Origin of the sequence: Microbacterium sp. SCN 71-21 (assembly GCF_001725695.1) — a bacterium.
GTDB lineage: Bacteria > Actinomycetota > Actinomycetes > Actinomycetales > Microbacteriaceae > Microbacterium > Microbacterium ginsengisoli.
This window is the reverse complement of sequence record NZ_MEGA01000012.1, coordinates 1-16,657: the sequence shown is the minus strand read 5'-3', so window position 1 is coordinate 16,657 and position 16,657 is coordinate 1. Positions and strand designations below refer to the sequence as shown.

Here is a 16,657-nt window from a genome sequence, read left to right as displayed (position 1 = left end):
GTGGCATCCGATCTGCCCTATCGCCCGAAGCAGGGCGAGATCCCGACGACCCCGGGCGTCTACCGGTTCCGCGACGCCCAGGGGCGCATCCTGTACGTCGGCAAGGCGAAGAACCTGCGCGCGCGCCTGTCGAACTACTTCGCGCCGCTGCACACCATGCACGAGCGCACGCGGCGCATGGTCACCACGGCGGCGAGCGTCGAATGGACCGTCGTCTCCAGCGACGTCGAGGCCCTGCAGCTCGAGTACATGTGGATTCAGGAGTTCACGCCGCCCTTCAACGTGCGCTACAAGGACGACAAGTCCTACCCCTACATGGCCATCACCCTCGCCGACGAGGCGCCGCGGGTGATCGTCACCCGCAACCGCAAGATCCGCGGTGCGAAGTACTTCGGTCCCTACCCCAAGGTGTGGGCGGTGCACGAGGTCATCGACCTCATGATCAAGGTCTTCCCGATCCGCACGTGCTCGGATGCCTCCTACAAGAAGGCCATGGCGACGGGTCGCCCGTGCTTCCCCGGGCAGATCGGGCGCTGCGGCGGCCCGTGCTCGATGCGGGTGAGCATCGAGGAGCACCGTGCGATCGTCGACGACTTCGTCGCCTTCATGGCCGGTGGTGATCAGCGGGTCACCCGCCAGCTCACCGCGCGCATGCGCGAGGCCGCGGCAGCCATGGACTACGAGTCGGCCGCCGTCTACCGTGACCGCCTCAGCGCGGTCGAGGCGGTGCTCGGCAAGAGCGCGCTCGTGCTCAGCGACGACACCGACGCCGATCTGTTCGGCATCGCCGAGGACGAGCTCGCGGCGGCGGTGCAGCACTTCGTGATCCGCGGCGGTCGTGTACGCGGGGTGCGCGCGACGACCATCGAGAAAGAACTCGACATCGCGGGCGCCGAGCTCGTCGACCAGGTGCTGCAGCGCACCTACGGCGGCGCGGATGCCGCGGACATCCCGCGCCAGGTGCTCGTGCCGCAGTTGCCCGACGACGCCGCCGACCTCGAGGCGTGGCTGCGCGAGCGGCGCGGGAAGAACGTGACCGTCGGCATCGCGCAGCGCGGCCCGAAGGCCGACCTCATGCGCACGGCGACGATCAACGCCCAACAGGCGCTGCTGCTCCACAAGACCCGGCGCTCGAGCGACTACGTCGCACGCACACAGGCGCTCACCGATCTGCAGGAGGCGCTCGGACTCGCTGAGGCGCCGTTGCGGATCGAGTGCTACGACGTCTCCCACCTGTCCGGCACCAACGTCGTCGCATCCATGGTCGTGTTCGAGGACGGCTTGCCGCGCAAAGACCAGTACCGCTCGTTCGGCATCGCCGAGACATCCGACGACACCGACTCCATCTACCAGGTGCTCACTCGCCGGCTCGCGCACGTCGACGACGCTCCCGACGACTCCGTGCCCGAGGCGACCGACCAGGGCGAGGATGTCGTCGTGACGCGGCAGAAGCCCCGATTCGCCTACCGTCCCCAGCTGCTCATCGTCGACGGCGGCAGACCTCAGGTCGCGGCGGCGGAACGGGCCCTTCGGGACAGCGGCCACAGCGAGATCGCTCTCTGCGGCATCGCCAAGCGCCTCGAAGAGGTGTGGCTGCCCGGAGAGGAGTACCCGGTCATCCTGCCCCGTACATCGGAGGCTCTCTACCTCGTGCAGCGCCTGCGCGACGAGGCCCACCGGTTCGCGATCACCCACCAGCGAAAGCGCCGCAAGCGCGACATCACCACGGTGCTCGCCGAAGTGCCCGGCCTCGGCGACGCGCGCATCAAGGCGCTGCTGCGACACTTCGGCTCGGTCACCGCTCTCCGCGGCGCGAGCCCCGAGGAGATCGCACACCTGCCCGGCATCGGGCCGAAGCTCGCCGCGGCCGTCCATTCCCGCCTCATCGCTCGATAGGGTGGAGACGACGGGGAGGCGCGGATGGACCAGACGGCACCGGGTGTGACCGGCGAAGTGCTGGTCGTGACCGGGATGTCCGGTGCGGGGCGCTCGACCGTCGCCAACGCGCTCGAGGATCTCGGGTGGTATGTCGTCGACAACCTCCCGCCCCAGATGATCAAGCCGATGCTCGAGCTGTCCGAGCTCGCTCAGGAGGCGGTTCCGCGGGTTGCCGTCGTGCTCGATGTGCGCGGGCGCGACCTCTTCGAGCGCCTGCCCGAGGTCACGCGATCGCTGCGTGATGCCCGCCACCTGCGCGTCATGTTCCTGGATGCGTCGGACGATGTGCTCGTACGCCGGTTCGAGGCCGTGCGTCGCCCGCATCCGCTGCAGGGGGACGGCACGCTGGTCGACGGAATCCGTCGCGAGCGCGCGCGCCTGTCCCGGGTGAGGGAGAGCGCCGACCTCGTGGTCGACACCTCGCACTCGAACGTGCATCAGCTCACGACGAAGATCGCCGACCTCTTCGCCGAGTCCGGTGCGGCGCGGCACTCCGTGACGGTGATGAGCTTCGGCTTCAAGTACGGGCTCCCGGCCGATGCCGACCTCGTCGCCGACATGCGCTTTCTGCCCAACCCGTTCTGGGTCGAGGACCTCCGCTCCCTCACCGGGGAGGACGAGTCGGTGCGGGACTACGTGCTCTCCCAGCCCGGTGCGCGCGAGTTCCTCGACGCCTACACGGCAGCATTGCGCCCCGTGCTCGAGGGGTACCAGCGCGAGAACAAAAGGCATTCGACGGTGGCGATCGGATGCACCGGGGGAAAGCACCGCTCGGTCGTCATGGCTCGCGAGATCGCCCAGCGCCTCGACGACGTCCCGGGCGTGACGACACGCGTGGCGCACCGCGACCTCGGTCGCGAGTAGGCTGGAACGTCGTTCTCGAGCCCAGAAGGAGTGCCGTGCCGCTGACGGTCGATGTGAAGTCCGAACTCGTCTCGCTGCGTGACCCCCGCCCGACGGCGAGGGTCGCGGAGCTCACCGCACTGCTGCGGTTCGCGGGGGGACTGCACTCCATCGCCGGCCGGGTCGCGGTGGAGGCCGAGGTCGATTCCGAACGCCTCGCGCGCCGCGTCGCCCGCGAACTCGCCGAGATCTACGGCGTGCGGCCCGAGCTGGCGCACGTGCAGGCGTCGGGTGGGCGCACCGGGATCGCCGTGGCCGTGCGGGTCATCGATCAGGGGGAGACACTCGCACGCCAGACCGGGCTCCTGGACCAACGTCGACGTCCCGTGCGCGGGCTTCCCAACAAGCTGACGACCGGCAGCCGCGGTGACCTCGCCGCGGTGTGGCGGGGCGCGTTCCTCGCGACCGGCACTCTTACCGACCCCGGTCGGTCCGCATCTCTCGAGATCGCCTGCCCGTCGTCCGAGGCGGCCATGGCGCTCGTCGGAGCCGGCGCCCGCATCGGCATCGCGTCCAAGGCGCGAGAGGTGCGCGGCGTGCACCGCGTGGTCGTCCGCGAGGGCGACGCGATCCGACTCGCGCTCTTCGAGATGGGCGCGCGCAAGGCGGCGTCGGAGTGGGAGCAGCTGCGGCAGCGCCGTGAGGTGCGCGCCGACGTGAACCGACTCGTTAACTTCGACGACGCGAATCTGCGCCGTTCGGCGCAGGCCGCGGTCGCCGCGTGCGCGCGTGTGGAGCGCGCGCTGGAACTCCTCGGCGACGACGTGCCCGAGCATCTGCGCTCCGCCGGCGATCTTCGCCTCGCGCATCGGGACGCGAGCCTCGACGAGCTCGGCCACCACGCCGACCCGCCGCTCACGAAGGACGCCGTCGCCGGTCGCATCCGCCGCCTGCTCGCGATGGCCGACAAGAAGGCCGAGCAGCTCGGCGTCCCGGGCACCGAAGCGGCGGTGCCCGCCGACGCCATCGAGTGACCGACCGGGGCGCGAGGCGCCCCGCGAGCCGCACGCGTACGGTTACACCGCGTCATCCCGGGAATCAACCCGACGTGCGGCGTCGTTGCCCCTCAATAGGATGAACTCGTCACCCTCGCCGCGCCGAGGACACGGCCGGCGCCGATTCGGAAGAAGAGAACATGGCAACGTACTCCCTGCCCGACCTCCCCTACGACTACGCAGCACTCGAGCCGCACATCAGCGCGACGATCATGCAGCTGCACCACGACAAGCACCACCAGGCGTACGTCACGGGAGCCAACACCGCCCTCGAGCAGCTCGCCGAAGCGCGTGACAAGGGCGACTTCGCCTACGTCAACAAGCTCGAGAAGGACCTCGCGTTCAACCTCGGCGGACACACCAACCACTCGATCTTCTGGACCAACCTGTCACCGGACGGGGGCGACAAGCCCACCGGCGAGCTCGAGTCGGCCATCACCGACCACTTCGGGTCGTTCGACAAGTTCCAGGCGCACTTCTCAGCGGCCGCCCTCGGCGTGCAGGGCTCGGGCTGGGCGGGTCTGTTCTGGGACTCGATCGGTCAGAACCTGATCATCCAGCAGTTCTTCGACCAGCAGGCGCAGTTCGCCGCCGGCACCGTGCCGCTGCTCCTCCTCGACGTCTGGGAGCACGCGTACTACCTCGACTACAAGAACGTGCGCGCCGACTACGTGAAGGCGTTCTGGAACATCGCCAACTGGGCCGACGTGCAGCAGCGCTTCACCACCGCCCGTGAGAAGACTGCGGGTCTGCTGGTAGTGTCGTGACCAGGTGAGGATGCCTCGGAGCCCTCGCTCTGGCGGGGGCTCCGGCATCCTCTTCCCATGGGATCGGCGCCCAGGGCCGACCCCGTTCCGCGACCCGATCGCGGATGGAAACATGCGCGTCAGCGCGACGAGAAAACGGGAGACACCGTGTCTGTCAAGATCGGCATCAACGGCTTCGGCCGTATCGGACGCAACTACCTTCGCGCGGCTCTCGCGCAGGGTGCGGACCTCGACATCGTGGCGGTGAACGACCTCACCGACACCAAGACCCTCGCCCACCTGCTCAAGTACGACTCGGTGGGCGGACGCCTCGACGCCGAGGTCTCGTACACCGAGGACTCCGTCATCGTGAACGGCACCGCCATCAAGGTGTTCGCCGAGCGCGACCCCGCCAACCTCCCGTGGGGCGAGGTCGGCGCGGAGATCGTCATCGAGTCGACCGGCCGCTTCACCAAGGCCGACGACGCCCGCAAGCACATCCAGGGCGGCGCCAAGAAGGTGCTCATCTCGGCTCCGGCCACCGGCGAGGACGGCACGTTCGTCATCGGCGTGAACGAGGACCTCTACGACCCCGAGACGATGCACATCATCTCGAACGCGTCGTGCACCACGAACTGCCTCGCCCCCCTCGCGAAGGTCTTCAACGACAACTTCGGCATCGAGCGCGGCTTCATGATGACCGCTCACGCCTACACCGCGGACCAGAACCTGCAGGACGGCCCGCACGGCGACCTGCACCGCGCCCGCGCCGCGGCGATCAACATCGTTCCGGCCTCGACCGGCGCCGCCAAGGCCATCGGCCTCGTGCTGCCCGAGCTCAACGGCAAGCTGAGCGGCTCGTCCTACCGCGTGCCGGTTCCCACCGGCTCGATCGTCGACCTGACGATCATCACCCCGACCGAGGGCCTCACCAAGGAGGCCATCAACGCCGCCTACGAGGCGGCGGCGGCCGAGGGTCGCCTCGCCGGCATCCTGAAGTACAACGTCGACCCGATCGTCTCCAGCGACATCCAGCAGGACCCGCACTCGTCGGTGTTCGACGCCGGTCTCACGAACGTCTCGGGCAACCTGGTCAAGGTGTCGTCCTGGTACGACAACGAGTGGGGCTACTCGAACCGCCTCGTCGACCTGACCGAGTACGTCGCCGAGCGTCTGTAATCGTCATGGCCCTGCGCACCCTCGCATCGCTGGGTTCGCTGGCCGGCAAGCGCGTCATCGTCCGTGCTGACCTCAATGTCCCCCTGCGGGACGGGGTCATCACGGACGATGGCCGTGTGCGGGCCACGCTGCCGACCCTCAACGCCCTGATCGATCAGGGCGCTCGCGTCGTCGTCGTCTCCCACTTGGGACGTCCCGACGGCGCCCCCGACCCCGCCTACAGCCTGCAGCCCGTCGCTCAGCGTCTCTCCGAACTGCTGGGAGCGCCGGTCGCGTTCGCGCAGGACACGGTGGGGGAGTCGGCGGCCGAAGCGGTCGCCGCTCTCGCAGACGGTGACGTCGCGGTGCTCGAGAACCTGCGGTTCAACGCCGGTGAGACGGCGAAGGATGACGCGACCCGTCGTGCGTTCGCCGAGCAGCTCGCGGCGCTCGGCGACGTGCTCGTCTCCGACGGCTTCGGTGTCGTGCACCGCAAGCAGGCGAGCGTCTATGACCTCGCCGAGCTGCTGCCGTCCGCGGCGGGCTTCCTGATCGAGAAGGAGGTCGAGGTTCTCGATCGCCTGACCGAGAACCCGGAGCGGCCCTACACCGTCGTGCTCGGTGGCTCGAAGGTCAGCGACAAGCTGGGCGTCATCGACCACCTGCTGCCGCGCGTCGACCGCGTGCTCGTGGGCGGCGGCATGCTGTTCACCTTCCTCGTCGCGCTCGGACACCCGGTGGGCTCGAGCCTGCTGGAGAAGGACCAGATCGAGACGGTCAAGGGCTACATCGCCCGCGCCCAGGAGCTGGGCGTCGAGCTCGTCCTCCCGGTGGACGCGGTGGTCGCGGCATCCTTCTCGGGCGACGCCGACCATGTGGTCGCCGCGGCCGACGCTCTCGAGGACACCCCGTTCGGGGCCTCGGGGCTCGGTCTCGACATCGGTCCTAAGACGGCGGAGCAGTTCGCGGAGCTCATCCGGTCGAGCCGCACCGTGTTCTGGAACGGCCCGATGGGCGTCTTCGAGCTCGCCCCGTTCGCGGCCGGCACGAAGGCCGTCGCGCAGGCGCTCACCGAGGTCGACGGCCTCAGTGTCGTCGGCGGTGGCGACTCCGCCGCGGCCGTGCGCCAGCTCGGCTTCTCCGACGACGCGTTCGGTCACATCTCGACCGGCGGCGGCGCCAGCCTCGAGTTCCTCGAGGGCAAGAAACTCCCCGGACTGGAGGTGCTCGGATGGGCGCAGTGACCCGTACCCCGTTCATCGCGGGCAACTGGAAGATGAACCTCGACCACCTGCAGGCGGTCGCACTCGTGCAGAAGCTCCACTGGACGCTGCGCGACGCGAAGCACGAGTCGGGTTCGGTCGAGGTCGCGCTCTTCCCGCCGTTCACGGATCTGCGCCCCGTGCAGACCCTCATCGACGCCGACAAGATCCCGTTCGCGCTCGGCGCGCAGGACATCTCCACCCACGACTCCGGTGCGTACACCGGTGAGGTGTCGGGCCAGTTCCTCGCGAAGCTGGATGTCTCGTACGTGATCATCGGTCACTCCGAGCGCCGCGAGTACCACCACGAGGGCGACGACATCGTGGCCGCCAAGACCCGGGCGGCCCTGCGCCACGGTCTCGTGCCGGTGATCTGCGTGGGCGAGACGGCCGCCGACCTCGAGGAGTACGGCGCCTCTGCCGTTCCCGTGAAGCAGCTCGGCATCGCACTCGAGGGGCTGTCCGCAGACGCGGACATCGTCGTCGCATACGAGCCGGTCTGGGCGATCGGCTCGGGCCAGGCGGCGACGCCGGAGCAGGCGCAGGAGGTCGCTGCCGCCCTGCGTGCGGTGATCGCCGACGCGCTCGGGGCCGATGCGGCCGCGCGCACGCGCATCCTCTACGGCGGATCGGTGAAGTCCTCGAACATCGCCAGCTTCCTGCGTGAGCCCGACGTCGACGGCGCTCTCGTCGGCGGTGCGAGCCTGGTGGCCGACGAGTTCGCGGCGATCATCCGCTTCCAGAAGCACGTCGGGGTCTGACCCCGACGACGCGCGGTGACGCCCGCCACCTGGCGGGCGTCACCGCGCCGTTATACTGAACGTCTGTGCGTCCCGACGGGTCGCTTCGGAAAGGTTGTCTCGAAAGTGCAGATCCTCGAGTTCGTGCTCCAGGTGCTCCTCGGCATCACGAGCCTGCTGCTGACCCTCCTCATCCTGCTCCACAAGGGCCGCGGTGGCGGACTGTCCGACATGTTCGGCGGCGGCATGAGCTCGGCGCTCGGTTCGTCGGGTCTGGCGGAGCGCAACCTGAACCGCTTCACCGTCGTGCTGGCGCTCGTCTGGTTCGTGTCGATCGTGGCACTGGGCCTTCTCACCAAGTTCAACTCGGGACTGTAGGACAACATGGCCGCTGGGGGTAACGCCATCCGGGGTACGCGCGTCGGCGCGGGCCCGATGGGCGAGCAGGATCACGGATACCACGCGGAGCGCGTCGCGGTGTCGTACTGGGACGCGCTGGGCAACGAGACCGTGCGCTACTTCGCGGCGGGCATCGCCCCCGAGGAGATCCCCGACACGATCGACTCGCCGCATTCGGGGCTTCCTGCCGGCCGCGACAAGGCGAACCCGCCGGAGCTGGCCCGTACCGAGCCCTACAAGACCCACCTGGCCTACGTGAAGGAGCGTCGCTCCGACGAAGAGGCCGAGCAGATCCTCGATGACGCGCTGCGTCAGCTGCGCGAGCGCCGAGGCGAGTCCTGACTCGGCCGCATCCGTTCACGAACGACGACGCCCCGCCCCGGATCCGGGAGCGGGGCGTCGTCGTTGAGCGTCAGTATTCGCGGTCGATGAGCTGCGCAGGCACCTTGGCGGCGGCGGCCTCATCGACGAAGAACACGGTGCGCTTGCGGCCCTTCGCGCCTGCGGCGGGGACACTCGCGTAGCTCGCGCCCGCGAGGGCGAGGCCGAGTGCGGACGCCTTCTCGCTTCCGGTCATGACGAGCCAGACCCGCTTCGACGAGTTGATCACGGGACGGGTCACCGTGACGCGCAGCGGCGGTGGCTTGGGCGAGTCGCGCACCGGGAGGGTGGCGGTATCCGTCACGAGGATCTCGGGACGATCGGGGAACAGAGATGCCACGTGGCCGTCGGGTCCGACGCCCAGGAAGCAGATGTCGAAGCTCGGCCAGGCGCCGACCGCGGGGTCCGCGAAGCGAGCGAGTTCCGCCGCGTAGGCACGGGATGCCTCATCCAGGTCGAGCCCGCTGTCGCTCGGCGCGATCGCGTGGATGCTCTCGCGGGGGATTTCGAGGGCGTCGAAGAACACCGGGTAGACCGGAGTGTCGTTGCGCTCCGGATCGCCGGCGGGCACGAATCGCTCGTCCGACCACCAGAAATGCACGCGGCTCCAGTCGACCGTTGCCGCTGCCGGAAGCTGCGCGGCGGCCGAGAGGACCGCCGGACCCATCGATCCCCCTGTCAGGGAGATGTGGGCGAGCTTGCCGGGGTTCTCCGTGCGCGCAACCACCCGCGCGACGAAGCGCTCGGCGACGGCCGCGGCCACCTCGGCCGGGGTGGCGCGGACGACCACGCGCTTGTCGACGGCGGTATCGACCACGATTTCTCCTAAGACGCGGGAGAGCTCAGCAGTTCGAGCCCCTCAGTGACCACTCGACCATACAGGACGTCCGCGTCGAGGCGACGGAGCTCCTCGGCCAGGCACTCGCGCAGCGAGCGGCGGGGGAACGCGAGCTCGTGGCTGGGCTGATCGGGCTGCGTGAGGGTGGCCACCGCGGACTCGGGGCGCTCGAGCAGGATGTCGCCGCCGGGCCGCCGCAGTCGCACCGACTTAATACCCGACGCCCACTCGCTCTCGGGCAGGTACGCCCAGGCGACGTCCACGTCGAGCGCGAGTCGCAGCCAGGCTGCGAGCAGCGGCGTCGAGGGCGAATCCTCGAACGGGGGCTGGTCGAGCACGGCGGCCAGCTGTTCCCGCCAGCGCGTCAGTCGCGTCCAGGACAGGTCGGTGTCGCCGGGGGAGTAGCTGCCGCCGAGACGGGCGACGGCCGCCGCCGGGTCCGCCTGGGAGGCGGCATCCGTGATGCGACGCTGTGCGATCTTGCCGATCTCCGACGAGGCCGGGTCGCCGGGCGTGCGTCCCGGCCACCATGCGACGACGGGGGCGTCGGGCAGGAGCAGACCGGTCACGAGGCTTTCCGCATTGGATGCCGCGGCCCCGTAGGCGCGAAGCAGCACGACCTCGCTCGCACCGGCGTCGCCGCCCACGCGGATCTGCGCGTCGAGACGGGGCTCGGCGGCGTCCGGCTCCGCGACCAGCACGATGACGCGCATCGGGTGCTCGCGGGACGCGTCGTTCGCGGCTTCGATCGCCTCTTCGGCGACGCCGCCGGAGGAGACGATGATGAGGGTCAGCACGCGGCCGAGCGCGACAGCGCCGCCCTCCTCGCGCACGTCGACGAGCGACCGCGAGATCTTGCTGACGGTGGTCTCGGGGAGATCGATGATCACGGCCGCCTCCAGGTGCGTCCATCGCGGGTGAGGAGTTCGTCGGCGGACGGCGGTCCCCATGAACCGGGGCTGTACTGCTCGAGCGGTCCGCCCTGGGCCGCCCAGAACTGCTCGATCGGATCGAGGATCTTCCAGCTGAGCTCGACCTCCTCGTGACGGGGGAACAGCGGCGGGTCGCCGAGGAGCACGTCGAGGATGAGGCGCTCATAGGCCTCGGGGCTCGCCTCGGTGAAGGCGTGGCCGTAGCCGAAGTCCATCGTGACGTCGCGCACCTGGGTGCCGGCACCCGGAACCTTCGATCCGAAGCGGATGGTGACGCCCTCGTCGGGCTGCACGCGGATCACGAGCGCGTTCTGACCGAGACCGGAGGTCTGGCTGCGACTGAACAGGTGCTCGGGCGCGGTCTTGAAGACGACCGCGATCTCGGTGACGCGGCGACCGAGCCGCTTGCCGGTGCGCAGGTAGAACGGCACGCCGGCCCAACGCCGCGTGTTGATCTCGAGCTTGATCGCGGCGTAGGTCTCCGTCGTGGACTCGGGGTTCATCCCGTCTTCCTCGAGGAAACCGAGCACCCGCTCGCCGCCCTGCCACCCGCCGCCGTACTGGCCGCGGGCCGTCGCCGACGCGAGGTCGGCGGGCAGGGTGACCGCCGCCAGCACCTTCTCCTTCTCGGCGCGCAGCTGCGCTGCGTCGAAGGTGATCGGCTCCTCCATCGCCGTGAGGGCGAGGAGCTGCAGGAGGTGGTTCTGGATGACGTCGCGTGCCGCGCCGATGCCGTCGTAGTAGCCCGCGCGTCCGCCGACGCCGATGTCCTCGGCCATCGTGATCTGCACGTGGTCGACGTAGTTGCGGTTCCACAGCGGCTCGTACAGCTCGTTGGCGAAACGGAGCGCGAGGATGTTCTGCACCGTCTCCTTGCCGAGGTAGTGGTCAATGCGGAAGATCGAGTCAGCGGGGAACGCGCTGCGCAGTGATTCGTTGAGCTCGCGCGCCGACTCGAGGTCGTGGCCGAACGGCTTCTCGATGACCACGCGACGCCAGCGGTCGGGCGCATCGGCCGTGTCGTCCACGAGGCCGGAGGCCTTCAGCTTCTGCGCGACCACGGCGAAGTTCTTCGGCGGGATCGACAGGTAGTAGGCGTGGTTGCCCATCGTGCCGCGCTCGACGTCGAGCTGCTCGACGGTCTCGCGCAGGCGGTGGAACGCCTCGAGGTCGTCGAACTCGCCCTGCACGAACCGGATGCCCTGCAGCAGCTGCTGCCATGTCTCATCGCGGAACTCGGTGCGGGCGTATTGACGCACGGCGTCATGGACGACCTGAGCGAAGTCCTCGTCCGCCCAGTCGCGGCGAGCGAACCCGACGAGGCCGAACCCCGGGGGAAGTAGACCGCGGTTCGCGAGGTCGTAGACGGCGGGCATGAGCTTCTTGCGGGACAGATCGCCGGTCACGCCGAAGATCACGAGGGCGCTGGGCCCCGCGATGCGGTTGAGGCGACGATCGTCGGGGTCGCGCAGCGGATTGTGGTCGCGCGAGATGGTCACGGTCACGTGAGGGGTCCTCCGGGTACAGAAAGGGATGTCGCTACTGCGCGGCTTCGAACAGCGCGAGCACGTCGGCCTGCGCGTCCGTGAGCGTGAGCGTCACGACCGGACGCCCGTGCTCGGCGAGCACGGCGGCGTCTCCGGCCGCCTGCGCCGCGATGAGCTGGGCGAAGGTGAAGGGGCGGCCGGGGATCTCCACGTCGACGTCGGTCGACTCGGTGATCTGCAGGAAAACGCCCACAGCGGGACCGCCCTTGTGGAACTGGCCGGTCGAGTGAAGGAAGCGCGGACCCCAGCCGAAGGTGGTGGGGCGCGCGGAATCCGCGGCGACCAGTTCGCGCAGGCCCGCGAGCTGGGGCGACGCGAGTCGGTCGACGTACGCCTGGATGGCGACGTAGCCGTCGGGTGAGAGGCGCTGCCACAGAGCGTCGAGCGTGCCCGCCACCGTGCCGGAGGCCGCGAGCGACGGGTCGGTGGCGCGCACCTCGATGCCGTTCTCGGTGAACAGTGCGGGCGTGGCATCCGGCGCACCGTCCAGCAGCGCGCGCGTCGCCGACTTGGCGGCCTCGACGTCGGGCTGGTCGAACGGGTTGATGCCGAGAATGCGACCGGCGATCGCCGTCGCATACTCCCAGACGATGAACTGGGCACCGAGCGAGCCGCTCACGAGGATCTCCCCGTGATGGTGCTCGAACAGGCGGTCGCCGTCGGCCTCGTCGACGAAGCGCACGATGCGCAGGTCGGCGGGACGGCTCTCGAGCTCGGGGGAGACGGGCAGCAGCACGACGGGGAGAATGCCCGTGCCCTGCTTGCCGGTCGATTCTGCGACGAGCTGCTCGATCCAGTCGGGCAGACCCTGCAGATGGGTGCCGTCGGAGATCAGACCGAGCTTGTCCTGGCGCACCTCGCCGGCGGCGATCGCCGCGGCCAGCACGAGCGCCGGGTTGCGTGGATCGTCGATCGCGACCTCGAGCAGCGTGGCCTCCGCCTCATCGAGCAGCTCGGTCAGGTCGATGCCGGCGAGGCCGGCGGGGACCAGTCCGAACGCCGTGAGCGCCGAGTACCGGCCGCCGACCGTGGGGTCTGCCGCGAACACGCGGTAGCCCGCGGCATCCGCACTCTGGTGCAGGGGGGAGCCCGGGTCGGTGACGACGACGATCCGCTCGGCCGGGTCGATGCCGAGGTCGCCGAAGGCCGCCTCGAACGCGCGCAGCGCCGAGTCGGTCTCGACGGTCGATCCGGACTTCGACGAGACGACGAGGGCCGTCTGGGCGAGACCGCCCGCCTCGGCGTCCCCGTCGATCGCCGCCAGCACCTGACCCGGTGCGGTCGAGTCGAGGATCACGAGCGGCGCCCCGAGGGTCGCGGCGATCACCTCGGGGGCTAGCGAGGAACCGCCCATGCCGGCCAGCACGATGCGGGGCACTCCGCGCTCGGCGAGCTCGGCGCGCAGCGCCTCGATCTCGGCGACGAGCGGCCGCGAGACCGAGACCGCCTGCACCCAGCCCAGGCGACGGGATGCCTCATCCTCCGCCGCCGGGCCCCACAGTGTGGGGTCCCCGGCGGTGATGCCCGAGGCGACCAGGCTCTCGACGAGACCGGGGAGCGTCTGGGCGACGATCCTCTCGACCTCGCCGGACAGGCGGATGTCGAAGCTCACCGTGCGACCTGAGCGGACTCCGCGAGGGCGGTGCGCACGGTCTCCTGGAGCTCGTGCCAGGAGATGATGAACTTCTCGACGCCCTCGTCCTCGAGCACCTGCGTGGCGTCCGCGAAGTCGACGCCCACGGCCGCGAGGTCGGCGAAGACGGCGTGCGCGTCCGCATAGTTCGAGGTGATGGTGTCACCCGTCACGACTCCGTGGTCGAAGGTCGCCTCGAGGGTCTTCTCGGGCATCGTGTTCACGGTGCCGGCGGCCACGAGCTCGGTGACGTACAGGGTGTCGGGGAGTGACGGGTCCTTGACACCGGTCGACGCCCAGAGGGGGCGCTGCACGTTGGCGCCGGCGGCGACGAGCTCGGTGGCGCGCGCCGTGGCGAACTCGCCCTCGTAGAGCTCGTACGCGAGTCGGGCGTTCGCGACACCGGACTTCGAGACCAGCGCGAGGGCCTCGTCGGTGCCGATCGCCTTGAGACGCTTGTCGACCTCGGTGTCGACGCGCGACACGAAGAACGAGGCGACCGAGTGGATCGTCGAGATGTCGATGCCGGCGGCCTTCGCCTCGGCGAGACCGGTCAGGTACGCGTCGATGACCTCGGCGTAGCGCTCGAGGCTGAAGATGAGCGTGACGTTGACCGAGATGCCCGCGCCGATGACGGCCGCGATGGCGGGGAGGCCCGCCTTGGTCGCCGGGATCTTGATGAGCGCGTTGGCTCGGTCGACGGTCGCCCAGAGCTGCTTCGCCTGCGCGATGGTGCCCTCGGTGTCGTGGGCGAGCTCGGGGGAGACCTCGATCGAGACGCGTCCGTCGACGCCGCCGGTCGCGTCGAACACCGGACGGAAGATGTCCGTCGCGTCGCGCACGTCGTCGGTCGTGATGCGGAAGATGGCCTCATCGACGGATGCCCCGGCCGCGGCGAGGTCGGCGACCTGAGCTGCGTACGCCTCACCCTTCGAGAGGGCGCCCGCGAAGATCGTCGGGTTGGTCGTGACGCCCGAGACCGTGCGCGTCTGGATGAGCTCGGCGAGGTTGCCGGTCACGATGCGCTCGCGCGACAGGTCGTCGAGCCAGATGCTGACGCCCGCGGCGGCGAGCTGTTCGGTGGGGGTGCTCATGCGTTGTTCTCCTGGATGGTCTGACGGGCGGCCTCGACGACCGCCTCTGCGGTGAACCCGAACTTCGCGTACAGGGTCTTGTAGTCGGCCGAGGCGCCGAAGTGGTCGATCGCCACGGTGCGGCCGGTGGTGCCGACGATCGCGTGCCAGCTGAGGGCGGAGCCTGCCTCGACGGATACGCGGGCTTTGACGGCGGCGGGTAGTACGTGTTCGCGGTAGGTGTCGTCTTGTTCGGCGAACCATTCGAGGCTGGGGGCGGAGACGACGCGGGCGGCGATGCCGTCGGTGGCGAGCTGGTCGCGGGCGGCGAGGGCGAGCTGCACTTCGGAGCCGGTCGCGATGAGGATGACGTCGGGGGTGTCGTCGGTGTCGGCGAGGATGTAGGCGCCCTTGACGACGCCGGCGGCGGAGGCGAGCTCGGTTGCTGTCGCGTCGCCTTCTCCGCGTGCGAACACGGGGAGGTTCTGGCGGGAGAGGGCGATGCACGGGGAGGTTCTGGCGGGAGAGGGCGATGCCGGCGGGCCCGGTGTGGCGGGTGAGGAGTTCGAGCCAGGCGGTGGCGGTTTCGTTGGCGTCGGCGGGGCGGACGAGGGTGAAGTTGGGGATGGCTCGGAGGGTGGCGAGTTGTTCGATGGGTTGGTGGGTGGGTCCGTCTTCGCCGAGGGCGATGGAGTCGTGGGTCCAGACGAACAGGGTGGGGATGTTCATGAGGGCGGCGAGGCGGACGGGGGGTCGCATGTAGTCGCTGAAGATCAGGAACGTGCCGCCGAAGGGGCGGGTGGGGCCGTGGAGGGTGATGCCGTTGAGGATCGCGCCCATGGCGTGTTCGCGGATTCCGAAGTGGAGGACGCGGCCGTATTCGGTGCCGGACCATTCGTGGGTGGACCACTGGGGGGGCAGGAAGGAGGGGGCGGTGGTGATGGTGGTGAGGTTGGATTCGGCGAGGTCGGCGGATCCGCCCCAGAGTTCGGGGAGGTGGGGGGCGAGGGCGTTGATGACTTTCCCGGACGCGGCGCGGGTGGAGATCTCGGTGCCGGCCTCGAACACGGGCAGGGTGTCGGCGATGCCGGTGGGGAGGGTGCGGGCTTCGAGGCGGTCCAGGAGGGCTTTGCGGTCGGGGTTCGCGGCCGCCCAGGCGTCGAATTGTTCCTGCCAGGCGGTGTGGGCGTCGTGGCCGCGGGTGATGAGCTCACGGGTGTGGGTGAGCAGTTCCGGGGCGATCACGAAGGACTGGTCGGGGTCGTAGCCGAGGACCTTCTTCGTCGCGGCGAGTTCGGCCGCGCCGAGCGCGGAGCCGTGGATCTTGCCGGTGTTCTGCTTGCCGGGGGAGGGCCAGCCGATGATGGTGCGCAGGATGATCAGCGACGGGCGGGTCACATCGCCCTTCGCGGCCTCGATCGCGGCGTGGAGCTCGGCGACGTCTTCGACGTACTGGCCGGTCTTCTTCCAGTCCACGACCTGCACCTGCCACCCGTACGCCTCGTACCGTTTCGCGACGTCTTCGGTGAACGCGACGTTGGTGTCGTCTTCGATGGAGATCTGGTTCGAGTCGTAGATCGCGATCAGGTTGCCCAGCTGCTGATGCCCGGCCAGCGACGACGCTTCCGCGGTCACGCCTTCCTGCAGGTCCCCGTCACCGGCGATCACGTAGATGTGGTGATCGAACGGGGACGTGCCCGCGGGCGCGTCCGGGTCGAACAGGCCCCGCTCGTAGCGGGCCGCGTACGCGAACCCGACCGCGGACGCCAACCCCTGACCCAGAGGGCCCGTCGTGATCTCCACACCCTTGGTGTGTCCGTACTCCGGGTGCCCGGGCGTCAACGACCCCCACGTCCGCAACGCTTCCAGGTCCGACAACTCCAACCCGAACCCGCCCAGGAACAACTGCACATACTGCGTCAAAGACGAATGCCCCACCGACAGGATGAACCGGTCACGACCAATCCACGACGTGTCCGACGGGTCATGACGCAACACCCGCTGATACAGCAGATACGCCACCGGCGCCAGGCTCATCGCCGTCCCCGGATGACCGTTCCCGACCCTCTCCACCGCATCCGCCGCCAACACCCGCGCCGCATCCACCGCACG

13 protein-coding genes and 2 pseudogenes are annotated in these 16,657 nt (G+C 69.6%); 9 read left to right on the top strand and 6 right to left on the bottom strand.

Translation table 11 applies throughout. The features are described from left to right. From uvrC to ABT08_RS02815, 9 genes are all read left to right on the top strand, one after another. Positions 1-1,896 (top strand): excinuclease ABC subunit UvrC, encoded by a 1,896-nt coding sequence (uvrC, locus tag ABT08_RS02855; RefSeq protein ID WP_288113934.1) that lies wholly within the window; start codon positions 1-3, stop codon positions 1,894-1,896. 24 nt (positions 1,897-1,920) lie between these two features. Then, positions 1,921-2,802: an RNase adapter RapZ gene (gene rapZ / locus ABT08_RS02850; RefSeq protein ID WP_045246537.1), complete on the top strand. Its 882-nt coding sequence runs from the start codon at positions 1,921-1,923 to the stop codon at positions 2,800-2,802. A 35-nt stretch (positions 2,803-2,837) separates the two neighbouring features. Then, positions 2,838-3,815, top strand: coding sequence for a DNA-binding protein WhiA (gene whiA / locus ABT08_RS02845; RefSeq protein ID WP_045246539.1), 978 nt, complete (start codon positions 2,838-2,840; stop codon positions 3,813-3,815). A 161-nt stretch (positions 3,816-3,976) separates the two neighbouring features. Further along, a complete protein-coding gene (locus tag ABT08_RS02840; protein ID WP_045246541.1) occupies positions 3,977-4,603 on the top strand; it encodes a superoxide dismutase in 627 nt (208 codons plus the stop codon). Positions 4,604-4,750: 147 nt separating this feature from the next. Further along, positions 4,751-5,761: a type I glyceraldehyde-3-phosphate dehydrogenase gene (gap, locus tag ABT08_RS02835; protein ID WP_045246543.1), complete on the top strand. Its 1,011-nt coding sequence runs from the start codon at positions 4,751-4,753 to the stop codon at positions 5,759-5,761. A gap of 5 nt (positions 5,762-5,766) precedes the next feature. Continuing rightward, the gene (locus tag ABT08_RS02830) at positions 5,767-6,984 is read left to right on the top strand and encodes a phosphoglycerate kinase (RefSeq protein WP_056209877.1); all 1,218 of its coding nucleotides are present in this window, start codon (positions 5,767-5,769) and stop codon (positions 6,982-6,984) included. Further along, complete coding sequence (gene tpiA / locus ABT08_RS02825; RefSeq protein ID WP_056209875.1) at positions 6,972-7,763, top strand: triose-phosphate isomerase; 792 nt, start codon at positions 6,972-6,974, stop codon at positions 7,761-7,763. Before ABT08_RS02830 ends, tpiA begins: the two co-directional genes overlap by 13 nt. Before the next feature lie 105 nt (positions 7,764-7,868). After that, on the top strand, positions 7,869-8,120 hold the full coding sequence (gene secG, locus ABT08_RS02820; RefSeq protein ID WP_045246548.1) for a preprotein translocase subunit SecG: 252 nt from the start codon (positions 7,869-7,871) through the stop codon (positions 8,118-8,120). Positions 8,121-8,126: 6 nt separating this feature from the next. Then, positions 8,127-8,483: an RNA polymerase-binding protein RbpA gene (locus tag ABT08_RS02815; protein ID WP_045246550.1), complete on the top strand. Its 357-nt coding sequence runs from the start codon at positions 8,127-8,129 to the stop codon at positions 8,481-8,483. Positions 8,484-8,553: 70 nt separating this feature from the next. Here the strand turns inward: ABT08_RS02815 and pgl are convergent, their stop codons facing one another. The 6 genes and pseudogenes from pgl to tkt all read right to left on the bottom strand — a co-directional run. Beyond that, complete coding sequence (pgl, locus tag ABT08_RS02810; RefSeq protein WP_288113932.1) at positions 8,554-9,339, bottom strand: 6-phosphogluconolactonase; 786 nt, start codon at positions 9,337-9,339, stop codon at positions 8,554-8,556. Between the two features lie 8 nt (positions 9,340-9,347). Continuing rightward, positions 9,348-10,250, bottom strand: a complete 903-nt coding sequence (locus ABT08_RS02805; RefSeq protein ID WP_288113931.1) for a glucose-6-phosphate dehydrogenase assembly protein OpcA — start codon at positions 10,248-10,250, stop codon at positions 9,348-9,350. Further along, complete coding sequence (gene zwf / locus ABT08_RS02800) at positions 10,247-11,797, bottom strand: glucose-6-phosphate dehydrogenase (RefSeq protein ID WP_045246556.1); 1,551 nt, start codon at positions 11,795-11,797, stop codon at positions 10,247-10,249. The genes ABT08_RS02805 and zwf overlap by 4 nt, the downstream gene beginning before the upstream one ends. A 34-nt stretch (positions 11,798-11,831) precedes the next feature. Next, positions 11,832-13,451: a glucose-6-phosphate isomerase gene (locus ABT08_RS02795; protein ID WP_288113929.1), complete on the bottom strand. Its 1,620-nt coding sequence runs from the start codon at positions 13,449-13,451 to the stop codon at positions 11,832-11,834. Further along, positions 13,448-14,524 (bottom strand): annotated as a pseudogene (tal, locus tag ABT08_RS02790) (transaldolase); the annotation flags it as partial. The pseudogene tal and the gene ABT08_RS02795, both read right to left, overlap by 4 nt. Positions 14,525-14,562: 38 nt before the next feature. Continuing rightward, positions 14,563-16,657 (bottom strand): annotated as a pseudogene (tkt, locus tag ABT08_RS02785) (transketolase); the annotation flags it as partial.